This is a genomic window from Edaphobacter dinghuensis (assembly GCF_014640335.1).
Lineage (GTDB): Bacteria > Acidobacteriota > Terriglobia > Terriglobales > Acidobacteriaceae > Edaphobacter > Edaphobacter dinghuensis.
Window position 1 is genome coordinate 1,218,637 of the sequence record NZ_BMGT01000001.1, and the last position, 15,514, is coordinate 1,234,150.

The 15,514-nt window shown below is 56.1% G+C and carries 18 protein-coding genes; 8 read left to right on the plus strand and 10 right to left on the minus strand.

Annotated features, from left to right (window positions below; genetic code table 11):
- A complete protein-coding gene (gene rlmB / locus IEW09_RS04730; RefSeq protein WP_188552955.1) occupies positions 1–786 on the minus strand; it encodes a 23S rRNA (guanosine(2251)-2'-O)-methyltransferase RlmB in 786 nt (261 codons plus the stop codon).
- Between the two features lie 378 nt (positions 787–1,164).
- Between rlmB and IEW09_RS04735 the strand changes: the two genes are divergently transcribed.
- Genes IEW09_RS04735 through IEW09_RS04750 form a run of 4 tightly spaced genes read left to right on the plus strand, consistent with a single transcriptional unit; the run spans position 1,165 to position 3,590 of the window.
- On the plus strand, positions 1,165–1,800 hold the full coding sequence (locus tag IEW09_RS04735; RefSeq protein WP_229739082.1) for an RNA polymerase sigma factor: 636 nt from the start codon (positions 1,165–1,167) through the stop codon (positions 1,798–1,800).
- Positions 1,797–2,192 (plus strand): hypothetical protein, encoded by a 396-nt coding sequence (locus IEW09_RS04740; protein WP_188552957.1) that lies wholly within the window; start codon positions 1,797–1,799, stop codon positions 2,190–2,192. The genes IEW09_RS04735 and IEW09_RS04740 overlap by 4 nt, the downstream gene beginning before the upstream one ends.
- A complete protein-coding gene (locus tag IEW09_RS04745; protein ID WP_188552958.1) occupies positions 2,189–2,743 on the plus strand; it encodes a zinc ribbon domain-containing protein in 555 nt (184 codons plus the stop codon). Before IEW09_RS04740 ends, IEW09_RS04745 begins: the two co-directional genes overlap by 4 nt.
- A 58-nt stretch (positions 2,744–2,801) precedes the next feature.
- Positions 2,802–3,590: a LytR/AlgR family response regulator transcription factor gene (locus IEW09_RS04750; protein ID WP_188552959.1), complete on the plus strand. Its 789-nt coding sequence runs from the start codon at positions 2,802–2,804 to the stop codon at positions 3,588–3,590.
- Between the two features lie 107 nt (positions 3,591–3,697).
- On the opposite strand, the gene IEW09_RS04755 is transcribed toward IEW09_RS04750, so the two are convergent.
- The 3 genes from IEW09_RS04755 to IEW09_RS04765 form a co-directional block, all read right to left on the minus strand.
- Positions 3,698–4,339, minus strand: coding sequence for a BON domain-containing protein (locus tag IEW09_RS04755; RefSeq protein WP_188552960.1), 642 nt, complete (start codon positions 4,337–4,339; stop codon positions 3,698–3,700).
- 75 nt (positions 4,340–4,414) lie between these two features.
- Complete coding sequence (locus IEW09_RS04760; protein ID WP_188552961.1) at positions 4,415–4,753, minus strand: hypothetical protein; 339 nt, start codon at positions 4,751–4,753, stop codon at positions 4,415–4,417.
- A 6-nt stretch (positions 4,754–4,759) separates the two neighbouring features.
- Entirely contained in the window at positions 4,760–5,728 is a 969-nt protein-coding gene (locus tag IEW09_RS04765) for a hypothetical protein (RefSeq protein ID WP_188552962.1), read from the minus strand.
- 109 nt (positions 5,729–5,837) lie between these two features.
- Here IEW09_RS04765 and IEW09_RS04770 point away from each other — a divergent pair, with 109 nt between their 5' ends.
- The gene (locus IEW09_RS04770) at positions 5,838–6,104 is read left to right on the plus strand and encodes a hypothetical protein (protein ID WP_188552963.1); all 267 of its coding nucleotides are present in this window, start codon (positions 5,838–5,840) and stop codon (positions 6,102–6,104) included.
- A 73-nt stretch (positions 6,105–6,177) separates the two neighbouring features.
- Here IEW09_RS04770 and IEW09_RS04775 read toward each other — a convergent pair whose 3' ends face one another.
- The 4 genes from IEW09_RS04775 to IEW09_RS04790 form a co-directional block, all read right to left on the minus strand.
- Positions 6,178–7,401, minus strand: a complete 1,224-nt coding sequence (locus IEW09_RS04775; protein WP_188552964.1) for a lactonase family protein — start codon at positions 7,399–7,401, stop codon at positions 6,178–6,180.
- A gap of 65 nt (positions 7,402–7,466) precedes the next feature.
- Positions 7,467–8,813: a GntT/GntP/DsdX family permease gene (locus IEW09_RS04780; RefSeq protein ID WP_188552965.1), complete on the minus strand. Its 1,347-nt coding sequence runs from the start codon at positions 8,811–8,813 to the stop codon at positions 7,467–7,469.
- 74 nt (positions 8,814–8,887) lie between these two features.
- Complete coding sequence (locus IEW09_RS04785; RefSeq protein WP_188552966.1) at positions 8,888–9,280, minus strand: RidA family protein; 393 nt, start codon at positions 9,278–9,280, stop codon at positions 8,888–8,890.
- 33 nt (positions 9,281–9,313) lie between these two features.
- Positions 9,314–10,762: an N-acyl-D-amino-acid deacylase family protein gene (locus IEW09_RS04790; RefSeq protein ID WP_188552967.1), complete on the minus strand. Its 1,449-nt coding sequence runs from the start codon at positions 10,760–10,762 to the stop codon at positions 9,314–9,316.
- A gap of 89 nt (positions 10,763–10,851) precedes the next feature.
- On the opposite strand from IEW09_RS04790, the gene IEW09_RS04795 reads away from it, so the two are divergent.
- Positions 10,852–12,138: an amino acid deaminase gene (locus tag IEW09_RS04795; RefSeq protein WP_229739083.1), complete on the plus strand. Its 1,287-nt coding sequence runs from the start codon at positions 10,852–10,854 to the stop codon at positions 12,136–12,138.
- A 63-nt stretch (positions 12,139–12,201) separates the two neighbouring features.
- Here the strand turns inward: IEW09_RS04795 and IEW09_RS04800 are convergent, their stop codons facing one another.
- Positions 12,202–13,125 (minus strand): DMT family transporter, encoded by a 924-nt coding sequence (locus tag IEW09_RS04800; protein ID WP_188552968.1) that lies wholly within the window; start codon positions 13,123–13,125, stop codon positions 12,202–12,204.
- Positions 13,109–13,789, minus strand: a complete 681-nt coding sequence (locus IEW09_RS04805) for a TetR/AcrR family transcriptional regulator (protein WP_188552969.1) — start codon at positions 13,787–13,789, stop codon at positions 13,109–13,111. The genes IEW09_RS04800 and IEW09_RS04805 overlap by 17 nt, the downstream gene beginning before the upstream one ends.
- A 168-nt stretch (positions 13,790–13,957) precedes the next feature.
- On the opposite strand from IEW09_RS04805, the gene IEW09_RS04810 reads away from it, so the two are divergent.
- Positions 13,958–14,830, plus strand: a complete 873-nt coding sequence (locus tag IEW09_RS04810; protein ID WP_188552970.1) for an NmrA family NAD(P)-binding protein — start codon at positions 13,958–13,960, stop codon at positions 14,828–14,830.
- Positions 14,831–15,009: 179 nt separating this feature from the next.
- Positions 15,010–15,393, plus strand: a complete 384-nt coding sequence (locus IEW09_RS04815; protein WP_188552971.1) for a DoxX family protein — start codon at positions 15,010–15,012, stop codon at positions 15,391–15,393.
- Positions 15,394–15,514: the final 121 nt, after the last annotated feature.

Sequence of the window (15,514 nt, forward strand, 5' to 3'; positions counted from 1 at the left end):
TCAAGATCCTAGTCCCTTGCGGGCTTTCTCTGGCTTCTTCGCCGGCTTCTCGGCCTGCGGGCGACGCTGGCGCATGGCTTCGTACATCACGACTGCGCCTGCAACCGAGACATTCAACGATGAGACCTGGCCCGCCATTGGAATGCGCAGAAGATGGTCGCAGGTCTTTTTGACCAGATCGTGTAGTCCTGCGCCCTCGCGTCCCAGTACAAGGACACAGTTGGTCTTGAAGTCGAACTCGGTGTAGTCGGGCGTGCCGCGCTCGTCGAGGCCCAGGACCCAGACGTGCTTTTGCTTCATCTGTTCGAGCGCGCGGACAAGGTTGGTGACGCGGGCGATGCGGACGTGCTCGGAGGCTCCGGCAGAGGTCTTTGCCACCGTGGCGGTGACCGGTGCGGAGCGGCGCTCGGGCAGGATGACCCCGTCAACTCCGGCACCGTCGGCGGTACGAAGCAAGGCGCCGAGATTGTGGGGGTCTTCAACGCCGTCGAGCGCGAGAAAAAAGCGATGCTGCCCTTCTTCTTTGGGCGTCAGAAGGTCTTCGACGCCGAGAAACTGACGCTCTCTGACGACAGCCAGCACGCCCTGGTGCGCATCGGTACGGGCGAGGCGGGTGAGCTGCTCCCGCGGTTCGAGCGCGACGCGGATGCCCGCAGTGCGGCAGAGCTGGATAAGGCGCTCGAGGCGTTCGTCGCGGCGCTCGCGGGCGACGCTTACGTGGTCAAGCTGGCGCGAACCGGAACGGATGGCCTCCTCGACTGGATGAAGACCGTACAGAACTTCCATAAGTTCAAGTATCGCAGGCTGGTGGCGATATTTCGAAACGCAGGTGTCCAGAGATGCCCAATGTACGAAAGGTTTCTCTACTCGAACGGGCATCTAAAAGACCCAATTTTCGTGCTTGGTGCGCTGGCTCGCATATCTTACTGATTCTGTTGAAGTTGCGTTGAGTGTCGGAACTCGGTCTTATAAAGAGTGGAAGCGGTTGGAGAAGATCCCGAGGTGACCTGAAAGACGCGACCCGGTTGCTGCGATAGGCAATTTAGAATGAATTCAGTCGGAAGCGTTACGGTAGGCGCTCCCCGGATAGGGATTCGTTGTTTTTGTATGGATAAAAGCAACTCCAACCGAGTCTTTTTTAAACGCACTCGCGTCAGAGAGAGTGTGCATGATGGAACAATCTCGCTGACGAACGTAGCGGCCGTCTTGACCCAGAGCGAGAATGTGGCCATTGCACAGGGTTTAAAACGTCAGGACCCCGAGCTGCTCGACCAGTTGATTGAACTCTATCAACATCGTCTGATGCGCTACTTGCTGTTTCTCACCGGCAAACGCGAGGTCGCCGAAGATTTGTTTCAGGAAACCTGGATGCGCGTTCTTTTGCGGGGCACGCAATATAACGGCAAGGCCCGCTTCGATACCTGGCTGTTTACGATCGCACGCAACTTGGTGATTGACCTCTCGCGGAAGCGCACCATGGCGAGCCTCGACGAGATGAGCGACAGCAAAGAAGATGATCGCCCGTTTGAGGTTGCCATGTCCGGCCCTTCGCCGTTGGAGCAGCTTGAGGAACGAGAGAACTGCGCCGAGGTAAGTGAGGTGCTGCTGAAGCTTGAGCCGAACTACCGCGAGGTATTGGTGCTGCGCTTCTACGAGGAACTCTCGCTTGAAGAGATCGCCGGTGTTACCCGCGCGCCTTTGTCCACGGTAAAATCCAGGCTCTATCGCGGGCTCGCGGCTTTGAAGCCGGAGATGGAACAGTTGCGCGCATCCCGTCCCGTGGGGGAGGCGGTTCTATGAAGAGCATTCTCGATGAGCACTCTTTATTGATGGAGACAGGCCGAGCGGGCGGCGGCTCCGGACTGCCAAAGATCAATGTGGCGGCGAAGGCATCGATGGTCAATCGGACGCACCGGGTAGTGCGAGAGCGGGCCAGGATGCTGGAGGCGCGTCGCAGCCGGATTCGCAGTCTCTGGATTCCGCTGGCGGTTAGCTCTGTGTTCCTGCTCCTGATCTGCTCCGCGGTGTGGACGGTGCTTGACGGCTATGAGCTGATCCCGATCGGCGTTCCCGATTCGAGCGATCAATTCCTTGTGCTGGCTCTGTGGTTCTTTCCTCTTTCAATGGCGCTATTGGTTACGGTATGGTTTCGGCGGATGCGTAAACGCTCCGGCAGCGAGACGATGCGATGACAATGCCTTGGAACCACAAATCGGATAGAACGCAGGGGGCTGCAGCGACGGATGAAGACCAGCTTAGCCTTATTCCGGCATGGTCTGTCATTCTGGCCATCGTTGTCTTCGGAGCAGTTCAGTATCTCTTTCAGGTCGTGATGCCACATCATCGGCACGAGATGTTGCCCATGCGCATCATCATGGGCTACTCGTGGGGAACTGCATTTGCCACCTACGTTCTGCTGATTGGCTATGTCAGCCGTGATGTGAAGCGGCGCAATATGTCGGCGGGGCTGTGGATGCTGGTGGTGATCGTCATGCCCGGTGGAATTGGCGCAGTAGTCTACTTCCTGCTGCGGCAGCCGATTCTTTCGCGTTGCCCGCATTGCAATACAGAGATTGCCTCAAGCATTCACTTCTGTCCGCAGTGCCAGTTTCAGGTGGCTCCAGTGTGCGGGCGCTGCTTTCGCGGTGTGCAGATTACCGATGTTTACTGCACCCAGTGCGGACATGATCTTGCCGAAGATCAGACGCCTGCGCGGTTGCGCATCTATAGCGATCAATCATAATTGCAGGTTGTCGCTGACCGATAGCGGCTGGCGAGTCCAGAGCGACTAATATTGTTGTATGCCATTGACCGCGCTCATCATCGATGACGAACCGCTGGCGCGACAGGAGCTTCAGTATCTGCTGGAGCGGGGTGGCGGCGTCGAGGTGCTGGCCCACGGAACCAACGGGATCGAAGCCGTGGACCTGATCCAGACACACAAACCCGATGTCGTATTCCTCGATGTGCAGATGCCCGGTCTGGATGGCTTCGCCGTGCTGAAAAAGCTGCTGGACCGCAAGGTGCCGATGCCGCAGGTCGTCTTCGCGACGGCATTCAATCAGTATGCTGTGCGCGCTTTTGAGGTCAATGCGGTGGACTATCTGCTGAAGCCCTTTGACCAGAAGCGGGTAATGCAGACGATCGAGAAGGCGGCGGCGCGTCTGACCACACCGGCAGAGTCGGCCAGCGAGGCCAAGCTGGATGCGCTGTTGCGGCTGATGGAAGAGCAGTCACAGGGGGGGAAGGCGCATTCGGGCAAGGTCATTGTGCGCGCACAGAGTCGGCTGCTTCTCGTCAATCAGCGAGAGATATGTTTTGCCTCCATCGAAGAGGGCACGATTACGGTGGTGACGCCCACGGTGGAGGGGCACTCGAACTGCCGGACGTTGGAAGAACTGATGGATCAGCTCGATCCAGAGACATTCTGGCGGGCGCACCGCTCCTTTGTGGTGAACATTCAGCATATCCGCGAGGTGGTGCCGTGGTTCAAATCAAGCTACCAGCTTCGCATGGACGATCCAAAGAAGACAGAGATTCCAGTCAGCCGAGCACAAACGAAAAGGTTGCGAGAATTGTTCAACCTGTAGCAGGTTCTGAGCTATGGCTTACACCCATCTGTACTGACGACACTGCTCTAAAAGCCTCTATGATTTACAACGGAGTGACGGAAGTCGACCGCCACTCCGTTCAGAGACTACTTGTTTTTAGCTGGTGCGCCTTCAACGACGATGTTGTTGGTAATGCCGAAGGCACCGGGGGCAGAGTTGGCCTGCATCCCTGCGATGGCCGCATCGCTCGCGTTCGAAACAACGCCGTAGAGGATGACGTTACCATTCTTCACGATGATGTGAATGGCGTGATAGCCCAGAGGCGGATCGACGGTGATGCCGCCAGCCATGCGTGCCACGCTGAGCCCACGGCCGAGTCTTCCTTGATTGGCGTTGTAACGGCGAAGGCTGGGTGCGGTGTAGATGCGGTTATAGACGGCGGCACGGACGCGGTCGTCGTTCGGTGAGTTCGGTAAGACTTCGATATTGTTCTCGACCGAAGCGATGCCGGGAATACCTTTGACCGCGCGGCCAGCGTCGTCCTTGAGGGTGGGGCGAGAGGCATAGCCGTTAAGAACAAGTGTCTTGCCGTGGATACCGAAGGTGATCCAGTCGAAGACTGCATAGTTAGTAAGGCTGCCGATCTGTTTCTGGACGTCCTTGATAATGCGAACGGTGTCGTCTTGCGACCAGGTGGATTGGGCGCTCTGAGCGAATGTCGGAGCAGCGGAGAAAGTGAAACTGAGCAAAGCGGCGGCTGCAATTGTTAGAAATTTCGAACGTGCCATTGATTCTCTCCTGTAGCAGATGGAATTTGCGGCTCGAAAAAAAGATACTGCCTGAGGATAGCTGAGTCCAGCGGTTTAGCTTACGGCTTTCAGAATTTCATCAAGATCGGCGGAGATCTGCGCGATGGTATTGATGATGCTGTCAATCTTCTTCAGATTATCGATGACTTGCTGAAGTTGCTTGATGGCCTGTTGAATCTGCGCTGTCAACGCCTGGAAGCTGGCGTCATCGGCCTGAATGGTAGCGGCGACCAGCACGCGCTGCTGATCGTCGAGATGCTTTCGCATCGCGTAGACCTGCTGCCACTTTGCAGCCTGGTTAATGAGATCCGGATTCATCAGGGTGCTATCGATCTGGGTGAGGGTGTTCCCGATGGCGGTAACAAGGTCGGCCTGGGTCATTCGGTCTGCCACCTTTCCTTAGTTTTTATCCTTCTTGCTGTTGGTCGTCTGAACACCGTCTGCCAGTGGTTCCACCTCGGCAGCAAAGGACTTTACTGATGCGATAAGCTCGTCGAGGGAGTGAGGCTTGGCGTCTTTGGGTGCGAGGATGACAGTGACAAGGGCGTCGTGAGATTTTTTGAAGGCCGCAATTGCCCTTGCCGGGTTGGCCTTGTCTACAAGGGCCTGGTTGCGGCGAAACTCTTTGATATGGTCGCTGAACTGGAGAAGGTAGCCTTGATTTGGGGCAGGCTGGGTGATTTCGCGGTTGTAGTCGGCGAAGAGGAGAACGCCCTGGGCGCGCTGCGTACTCTTCATTCGCTCGTAGATGACCTGCGATTCGGTGCCGAGTGTGTCGAAGAGAGCAGAAAGAGCGGGGTCATTTTTCTCGATGCTCTCGCGAATCTCTTCGTGAGTGTGGTGACGCTCGATAAGGCCGAGGATGATGCCTGCTGCAGAGGCCGCGCTTGAGATGGGCCCGGCGTAGTCAGCAGTACTGGGGATGAGGTGACGGCCTGCGGCCGCTGTCTGGGCATCACTGGCCAGGGTCGAAAAGTCGGTGCTGGCGGTCGTGGCATCCTCAACGATCTTCCCTTCCTGCTTGCCTTGGGCGAGCGTGGCCAGCGTCGAGGTGTACTGCGCGAGCGCAACAACGGTGTCTGAACGGAGTTTGAGTTCTTGAGGAGTGATAACAGCGCGGCTATCGATCTCGGCCGGGCTGAGCTGAGCGTGGTCAAAGGTCTGGGTGTCGATGTAATGCTCGTACTCCACCAGATTGGCGTTGGTCAACAGCATCTCGAAGGAGCGAGCGAGGGTATCGGAGGATTGCTGAAACTGTTTGACGACGGGAGTGTAGTCCTGATCGGGGACGCAGCCCGTCAACAGCAACAGGATTACAAGCGCGAGGAGCGCTCTTCGGTGTGCGTAAATCTGGCGCGGGATCGTCATCACAGCCTCTTGGAAGAAGCAGGTAAAGAAGCAACTATGGTCGAAAGAGTTAGGATCGTGCAAGGAAAAACTGCTGCAGCAAGCTGTTCTTTTTAGGTCGGAGGGCCGTATGAAGCGATGGATTGCGCGAATTTTGTTGGCGGTGGTGGCTCTGGCAGCGTTGATTTACGCGGGTGACTGGGTGGTATTTCGGGCCCGTAAAGGGCCGATGGGCGTTATCCAGGTGAACCAGCTGTTGGCCACTCCGCTAAAGGGGAACAAGATGGAGTACGACTTTATGGGTGTGGTGCCGGTAAATTGCAGCCGGTCAATCTTTCCCCAGAATGGAAACCCCGCCTGCTGGTGGGTGGAGCGGCATAAGATGCAGTGGGAGTAGCTTCTGCAAATCACAGCAGCCTAATATATGCAGTGGCGCGAGTATCAAGCGGCGATTCTCTTAGGCGGAAATTTTATCCCGCAAAGACGATGCAGCTCGCGCTTCCGACGGGGGTATAGTGGCCGGTGAAGGTCAGCAACCCGGTATCGCGGTCAATCGAAAATGCCGTGATGACATCGCTTTTACGATTGCAAGCATACAGAAACCTTCCGCTGGGATCGATGTTGAACTGGTTGGGATAGTCGCCCATGGTGGAGACTTCTCCGAGATACTTCAGACTGCCATCGCTCTCAATAGAAAAGACGGCAATCGTGTCGTGCAGCCGGTTGGCCGCATAGAGAAATCGCCCATCAGCCGATACTCTTACACCCGAAGCGAAGCTGGTGCCGGTAAAGCGCGAAGGCAAGGTCGAGATCGTCTGTTGAGGGGCAAGAGAGCCGGTGGAAGGATCGTAGTGGAAAAAAGTCAGCGTGGAGGCCTCTTCTTGAATGGAGTAGAGCCAACGGCTGTTGGGATGAAATGCGAGGTGCCGTGGCCCATCGCCTGTGGGAAGGGAGATGAAAGGAGTGGCGGCAGGAGACAGCTTGCCTTTGCTCTGGTCAAAGCGATGCACGTAGATTCGGTCTTGCCCAAGATCGGTGTGCAGAACGAAGCGGTTCTTTGGATCGGCTAGGATCATGTGCGCATGAGGAGCATCGTGGCCGCTCCATGCAAAGCTTCCCGGAGGCGCGTTAGTCGGAGTTGTGCTTCCAACCAATCCGCTATCGCGGTGCACATCGCAGGCACGCCCGAGAGAGCCATCGGCGAGGATAGGAAATACTGCGATGCTTCCGCCGGCATAGTTCGCAACGAAGACGTACTTTCCGTCGGCATCGGTGGTGAGATAGGCCGGGCCGCCGCCTTCAGAACTTACCGTGTTGATCAATCTTAGATCGCCGCTGGTGCGGTCCACCGCGTAGGCGCTTACTGATCCATTAGTGCCATCAAAGTTTGTGATCTCGTTGGCCGCATAGAGGTATCGTCCAGAGGGGTCAAGAGAGAGCCACGAGGGACTGGCCGCTTCGGCTGCAAGTTTGAGCAGCGATAGCGCCCCGGTGTGCGGATCCATCTCGAACAGATAAATCCCTTTGCCGTTGCTGCCGTCGCCGACGGCTCCTGTGTAGCAGCCGGCATATGCAAAAGTTCTGCCTTTGCGCGAGTCGCCTTCCGAGGTCTCTGCCATCGCTGAAACAGAGTGGGCGATCGAAAGGGCCGCAGCGCCCTTCAAAAATCCGCGCCGTGAGAACGTCTCATTCATGCCAATATGTTTGACCAAATCTTCCGTTGCCACTGATCCCCCTCTTTGTCTTGAGCCGATTCTTTTTATGCTACCGATAGCGCCAAGGTCAGTAACAGCGCAACGACCGAGATAATGGTCTCGCAAACCGACCAGGTTTTGATCGTATCCGCGACGCTCATATTGAAGTACTCCTTCACCAGCCAGAAACCACCATCATTGACGTGTGAGAAGAAGAGCGATCCGGCGCCGGTGGCAATCGCCAGCAACTCAGGCCGGGCACCTGGAATATGCAGGGCAATAGGAGCTACGATGCCGGCTGCTGTGGTCATGGCCACGGTGGCAGAGCCGGTGGACAGACGGATTAAGGCGGCGACTGTCCACGCAAGGATAAGAATCGGCACGTGAGCGTGGAGCGCGACCTGGACGATCGCCTGAGAGACACCGCTGTCCTGCAGGATGCGGCCGAAGCCTCCGCCGGCACCGACCAGCAAGGTGATGGTTGCTGTGGGAGCAAGGCATTCGTTGGAAAATTTAAGGATTGACTCGCGGTTGAACCCTCGCATCTTGCCAAGCGTGATGAAACTTACAAGGACGCCGACAAGGAGCGAGATGTCGGCATTGCCTAGAAGGTGCAAGGCATTGTTCCATGCGCTTTTGGGGGACGATAGTGTGTCGGCCCAACTGCCCAGCAACATCAATATGACGGGAAGTAGTATTGTCGCGAGCGTGAGACCGAAGCCGGGGAGACTGCGCTCTTCGCCATGATCGACGAACTCCGCAGCCATGGGGTTGTCGAGATCGAGATGGATTTTGGGAGCGATGAACTTCGCATAGAGCGGCCCAGCGATAACAACGGTAGGAATGGCGACGAGCAGGGCATAAAAGATGGTGCGGCCCATATCGGCGTTATAGATCGATACTGCGACGAGTGCCGCCGGATGCGGCGGCACGAGTCCGTGGACCACAGAGAGTCCAGCCACGAGAGGGAGGCCGACAAGAATCAGCGATGTCCGCGTGCGCCGCGCCACTGTAAACACAATGGGGATAAGGAGCACGAAGCCGACCTCAAAGAAGACCGGCAACCCCACCACAAAGCCGATCACCATCATGGCCCAGTGAATGCGCTTTTCTCCGAACAGGTGAATCAGCGTATATGCGATGCGGTCGGCGCCGCCGGACTCCGCCATCATCTTGCCAAGCATGGTGCCTAGTGCTACCACGATCGCAATATGCCCCATCGTGCCGCTGAGTCCGGCCTCAAACGACTGCACAATCGCATGCATCGGCATGCCGGTGGCCATTGCCAGACCAAGCGAAGTCAGAAAAAGGACGATGAACGGATTCAGCTTGCAGACAGCAATCAGCAGGATGAGCGTAATGACCGCAACGGATGCCGAGACAAGCAGAACCATCGCATGATGGTCGATCATAGGCCGAGAACCATTGAACTTTCTTTGATCAAAGTAAATCTTATAGACGATTTGAAGACGGCTGACCCTGCCTATCAGGTTGTGGGTTCTTTATAAGCGACACAATCGAGCTCGACCTTGCAGTCAACCACCATGCTCGAAACGACACAAGCGCGCGCAGGCGGATTCGCGCCGAAGTACTCCCGAAAGACTCCGTTGAAGGATTGAAAGTCGCGAGGATCGTCCAGCCATACGCCGCAGCGTACGACGTGCTCCGGACCGTAGCCTGCCTCTTTTAAGATCGACAGCACATTGCGAATGGCCTGATGCGATTGGACGATAATATTTCCAACGACCACCTCGCCGTCGACCATGGGGACCTGACCGGAAACGTACAGCCACCCATTCGCCTCGACTGCTCTGGCAAACGGCAGGTGCTGACCGCCGGTTCCTTTACCGCCCTCTACGCCGTATCGCTTGATGCTCATCATCTGCTCCTTTGCTCCTATTAAAGTGGACACTCAAATGTGTGATGACTGACGCGACAGAAATCTTCCGCCTCGCTCGCCGGTTGAAGCGCCGTCTCGATAAGACAACACCCCGTTAACCCACACCGCTGCGATTCCTTCCGCCGGACTGATTGGCTTGGTAAATGTGGCGGTGTCCCGCACGGTCTCTGGATTGAAGAGCACAAGATCAGCGCAATAGCCTTCCTTGATCAACCCGCGATTGGCCAGCCCAAATCGTACAGCGGGCATACCTGTCATCTTATGAATCGCGATTGCCATGGGAAACAACTTCAACTCGCGGCTATAGCGGCCTAGCACACGAGGGAAGGTTCCCCATAGCCGCGGATGGGGCAGGGGATCGTTCGGCAGACCATCCGAGCCGATCATGGTTGCAGGATGGCTGAGGATGCGCCGCATGTCTTCTTCCGAGATGCTGTGATAAATGGCGCCCGCAGGCTGCAAGCGTCGCGCGGCCTCTATCTGCTCGACCTTCCAGGTTGCGGCGATCTGGGCGAGCGTTTGGCCTGCCATCTCTGGATGCGGCTCGCACCATGTGATCATGATCTCAACGCGCTCATCGACCTGACGCAGATCAAGCGTGCTTGAACCCGCTGCATAGGGATAGCAGTCGCAGCCTGCGGGCTGCGAGGCGAGGGCTGCATCGAATGCCTGCAATACCTCTTCGCTGCGTCCCCAATTAGCGATGCCGGCGCACTTCAGATGAGAGATGACTACCGGTACGGAGCTTTGACGACCGATGCGGAAGGCTTCGCTCATCGCATCGAGGATTCCCTCCGTCTCCGTTCGCATATGCGTCGTATAGATCGCACCGGCCTCTGCAAGTGGCTCTGCTAGCGCTAGAACCTCTTCTGTGGGTGCTGAGTTGGCCGACAGGTAGGCCAGGCCTGAGCTCATACCCAGTGCTCCGCTATCCAGCGCTTCGCTCAACTGCGTGCGCATACGCTCGGTCTCCGTTGCGGTTGCGGCGCGGTCAAGACGGTCCATGTGATTGTTGCGCAGCGACGTGTGGCCTACAAGCGCGGCTACATTAACCGCGGGTTGCGCCTCTTCGATGGCTGCGACATAGGATCTGAACGTTGGATAGCGGAAGACATCCGCAGTGCCTAACAGGTTCATCGGATCGGGAGGTGCACCGGTGAGTTGCACAGGCGCAGCACTGATGCCGCAGTTGCCGACGATCACCGTCGTAACCCCCTGTGATAATTTCGGCAGCATCTCCGGTGTGCGGATTACGTTTGTATCATCGTGGGTATGAACATCGATAAAGCCGGGAGCGAGGATGTGACCGCTGCCGTCGATAACCTGACGCGCGCTGTACTCCGGGATCTGCCCGACGGCGCAGATATGGCCGTCATCGATGGCGACGTCGCCGGCCCAGGCTTCGCCGCCGCTTCCGTCCATAATGTATGCGTTGCGAATCAGCGTGTCGCAGAGAGGCATACTATCTTTCTACAGGAAACATTCGGTAGCGCGTCAGAATACCTCGATCGCAGCCATTCCTGTACATTGATTTCAATGAGATCTGTTCGATGACAGAGGGAAATTTTATGGTCGGAATTGCCGCATTCGATTCGCACATTACACCTCTCAACAAAGGCTTAGGGACCTTCGACCATCCGCTTGCACCGGAGGAGATGGCGAAGCTGGGATGGAACCTGCTGCGCGAAGATCTGAGCCTGCCGACGGCTGTTCTGTATCAGGAAAAGCTGCTGCACAACCTGCACTGGATGCAGCAATTCATCACGGCCTATGGAGTTAAGCTGGCGCCGCACGGTAAGACGACCATGGCTCCGAAGCTGTTTGACCTGCAACTGAAGGGCGGCGCTTGGGGAATCACATTGGCTACCGCACATCAGGTATCGGTTGCCTATCAGCATGGTGTTCGTCGTGTGTTGATGGCGAACCAACTGGTTGGCAAACAGAACATGGCCATCATCTCGAGGCTGCTCGAAGACGAGACGTTCGATTTTTACTGTCTGGTCGACTCAGCGGAGCAGGTAGAACAACTCGGCAAGTTCTTTAGCGCAAAGGACCAGCGCTTGCAGGTGCTGATCGAACTGGGAGTAGAAGGTGGCCGCACCGGCGTTCGCGATGCCGAGCAGGTGCAATCCGTTCTGACAGCTTTGGAAGCATGGCACGAACAACTGGTTCTTTGCGGAATAGAGGTTTATGAAGGCGTACTGAAAGATGGAGCGTCTATTCGTAGTTTCCTGCAACGCGCTGTAGATATTACGCGGAAGCTCATGTTGGAAAAACGATTTGGTGGCAAACGCATCCTGCTTTCGGGTGCCGGTTCTGCCTGGTACGACGTGGTCGCCGATGTCTTCTCAAAGGCCGAGCTGGGAGATTTGGTCGATGTGGTGTTGCGACCCGGATGCTATCTGACCCACGATGTCGGTATCTACCGCGAGGCGCAACAACAGATCCTCGCGCGCAATCCGATTGCGAAACAGATGCACTCGAGCCTGCAACCGGCGCTGCAACTGTGGGCGTATGTCCAATCGGTTCCGGAGAAAGACCGCGCCATTGTGGCTTTGGGAAAGCGGGATGCCGCATTCGACGCCGGTCTTCCTATACCCGTTCTGCGCTATAGGCCGGGAACTGCGGCTCCTGTGGCGGCTCCGTCCGGCTGGCAACTTACCAAGATGATGGACCAGCACGCCTATCTTCAGATCGCCGAGGGCGACGATATTCGCGTTGGCGACATGATCGGATTCGATATCTCGCATCCGTGCCTTACCTTTGACAAGTGGCGCTGCCTGCCGATGCTAAATGCTGAATACGATATCATCGACGCGGTGCAGACCTTCTTCTAAGTCAATCGTTAGAGCTCAGGGGTAAAGGTTGCGTGGACTCAGTGCGCCAAGTGGGTTCGGAACTCAGTTCCCCTCGGTCAGCGGCACGATCTCACGCGCCGCCATGGCAATGTAAAGCCCTGACCCTAGAATCAGCGATCCACCCATCAATACATACAAGCCGGGCTTGTTATGCCACACAAGATAGGAAACCAGCGTTCCAGTAACTAATTGGGTGTAGTGGTACTGGGACACATTCGCTGCGGAGGTGTGTTTCACTGCGATGTAGAAGCAGAGCGTTCCAAGTGCACAAAACAAGCCCATGGCAAATAAGCCCGCTGTTAGTCGAATGGTTAGCGGTTTGGCATGCATCATCATCAGTGCAAGCCCTACTGCTGCGGTCACCAGACCAGAAAAAAAGGCCAGACTCTCCGGTGATTCGGTCCGGGTCAGCACACGCGACCACACCATATTCACGGAGAAGCATGCAACGCACACCATGCACGCGCCGAACCCAATCCAGTCGCCTTCGCGGATGCTGCTCCACGGGTGTACCGCAATAACCACTCCTGCAAACCCGACACCAATCGCCGTTACCCTCTTCCAGGCCAACCCCTCGCGCAGAAACACAGATGACAGGAGCGCAATCACCATCGGCGCCATGAAGACGAGGATGTAGAAAAGCGTTAGTGTCAGATGTCGTAGCGCAATCACGACGCATACATTGTTCCCCATATCCAGACAAGCCCGCGCCACCTGTCGGTTCAGGCGATGTGGTCGCAACGTATGCATTTGATGTCGCCACAATGCATACATAGCCAGAAACATAGCCATAAACAACCCTAGAAACGCGACCATCTCATAAGCGGGTAGCCCCGACTGCCCTACCAATTTAATTGAGGTATCTGCCAGCACCCAAAAGGTGAATCCAGCCAGTGCAAACCCAATCGCCCTCAAATCCGAAAGCTGTGCTCCCTGTCTCTGCATCTTGTTATTGCTTTGAGGCATGGGATAGGCCGGATTGCTTAGGGATTGCGCTCTTCGGCAATCGCGGAACAGCCTGGACTCCCGCCCAAAGTGTGGCGATCGTTTGTTCGACCACGAGAGCCTGGTCAGGCAAGTCAGGCACAACCCCTTGGATGACCATGAGGGTGGCGAGGCCGAAGATCGTGTACCACCAGGTGTGGGCTACCACGATGTCATTCTTGCTTGGCAATCCTTCAGCCCTGGCAACATCGAAAAAGAACTGTACGAAACGTTGGAACAACGGCCTGCCAATGTCGTCGATATATTGTCCGGCGCGGATGCCGTTGCGGTTCTCGGGCCCGAAGAAGACGTTGCGAAATTGCTGCGGATGGGTCGTGCAGAACTGAATCAGGCCACGTGAAGTCGCAAAGAGGCGCTCTTTCGGGGCAGAATGTTTAGCGATAATCGCGTCGAAGTTCTGAATCAGCAGCCCGATCGTCTCGCTGCTCAATTCGGCAAGAATATGCCATTTGTCGGGGAAATGCTGATAGATCACGGCGTGCGTATAGCCGATCTCTTTAGCGATCTCGCGAAGCGTCACGGCTTCGTAGCCGCGATCGGCAAACATTTTGCTTGCAGCCGCTAGGATTTCGGCCCGCAACCTCTCTTTGCGCTCTACCCGGCGACTTGGCGATGTGGTCGTCACTTCAACAGCCTAATCCTTTTTGACGATTTTTTCGACCGATCGTTGATTTATGACCATTGGTAAATAAACCGATGATTATTTTGTAACCAATGGTTACTATGAGCCTCTAATCCTCAGGTCGCTTATTTGCGATGGGCGGCCGAATACGAGGCAAAAGGGGAAACGGGCATGTATTTAGTCATGGGCATTACCGGAAAAGTCGGGGGCGCGACCGCGCGGCATCTGCTGAAGCAAGGCAAACAGGTGCGAGCACTTGTGCGCCATCACGCGAAAGCGGCGAAGTGGGCAGACCGAGGTGTGGAGTTGATGGATGGAGACTGGAACGATGCGACAGCCATAGCGACGGCGCTCAAAGGGGTTGAGGGCGTGTTTGTGATGCTGCCGGCTGTGTGGGCGCCCTCGCCTGATTACAGAGAAGCAAAGGGCGTGATTGCGAACTATGTCGAGGCATTGACTAGGGTAGTGCCACCGCGGGTGGTTGCGCTCTCGTCGATGGGCGCGAATAGAACAAGCGGGGTGGGCAATGTCACGGCCTTATCCCTCTTGGAGCAAGGTCTTCGCAGCTTGCCATCTTTGGTCGCATTTGTGCGCGCAGGCGGCTTCTTTGAAAACTTTCTTTATGGCTTGCAGGCCGCACAGGGCGGAACACTACCGGTCTTCTACAACCCTACAAACCGTAGATCGACAATGGTTGCGTCAGAGGACATCGGTGCAGAGGCGGCAACGCTTCTGACCGGGCCGGCGTGGTCGGGGCATCGCGTCATCGAGCTGGGCTCGATGGTAAGCGCGGATGAAGTGGCCGCACAATTGGGTGAAGTCCTTGCACTCGACGTAAAAGCCTTTGCGATTCCGCGTGCAGGGTGGGCGGAAGCGTTCGAGCAGTTCGGCATTCCGAAGGGCCACACTGGGCCTGCCGAAGAAATGTTTGAGGCCGTGAACGCGGGATGGATGGATCTCGGAGCCGAGGGGACGGAACACGTAGCGGGTACGACGTCCGCACGTGATATGTTCGCGGCCGCACAGAACGCCGTGAAGGCGTAAGTCCGGGCAAGCTAACTATCTTGTTTCATTAGAAACTGCGGCGCTAACGTCAAAAAGATTGAGTTCAAACATGAAAGTTCTTGTTTGGGTGCAATGGGCGGAACCGGACGGCTGATCGTCCGGCTCCGCGCTGGCGAAAGGCCATCCCATTGTGATCGCAAGAAGAGGATCCTTTTACTATGAAAGCTGAACAAACAATAGATATATCCGTGCAGACAGGTCGAGCAACTCAAATAGTCGCGATGGTAATAACCGGCCTTGTCGCCTTCATCTGGATGTACTTCGGAAGGTTATATCTAATTCACGATCCTGGCGAATGGAGAATCGCCCATCATCAGCTCGGATACCCGATCTATATCATCCCTCTGATTGGCGTGACCCACATCCTTGGTGGTGTGGGCCTTCTGATTCCCAATGTGCCTCGATTGACGGAGTGGGTTTATGCTGGTCTCGCAATCAACCTTTTACTTGGTTCTATTCACAACTGCATGGCGATGGCAGTACCTGGGATAAATTTGATCCGATTTTCGTCATGGCGTTCATCTTTGCTTCGTATGTTCTAAGACGCTGCATGCGCGCAAACAAGTGGTCGATATGAAGAACATGCTGCCCAGAGGGACGAGCGTCCGGAATGTTCAAAATAGTTTACTGGAACTTCACATCCAGCAAATTTGCATTTCCAGC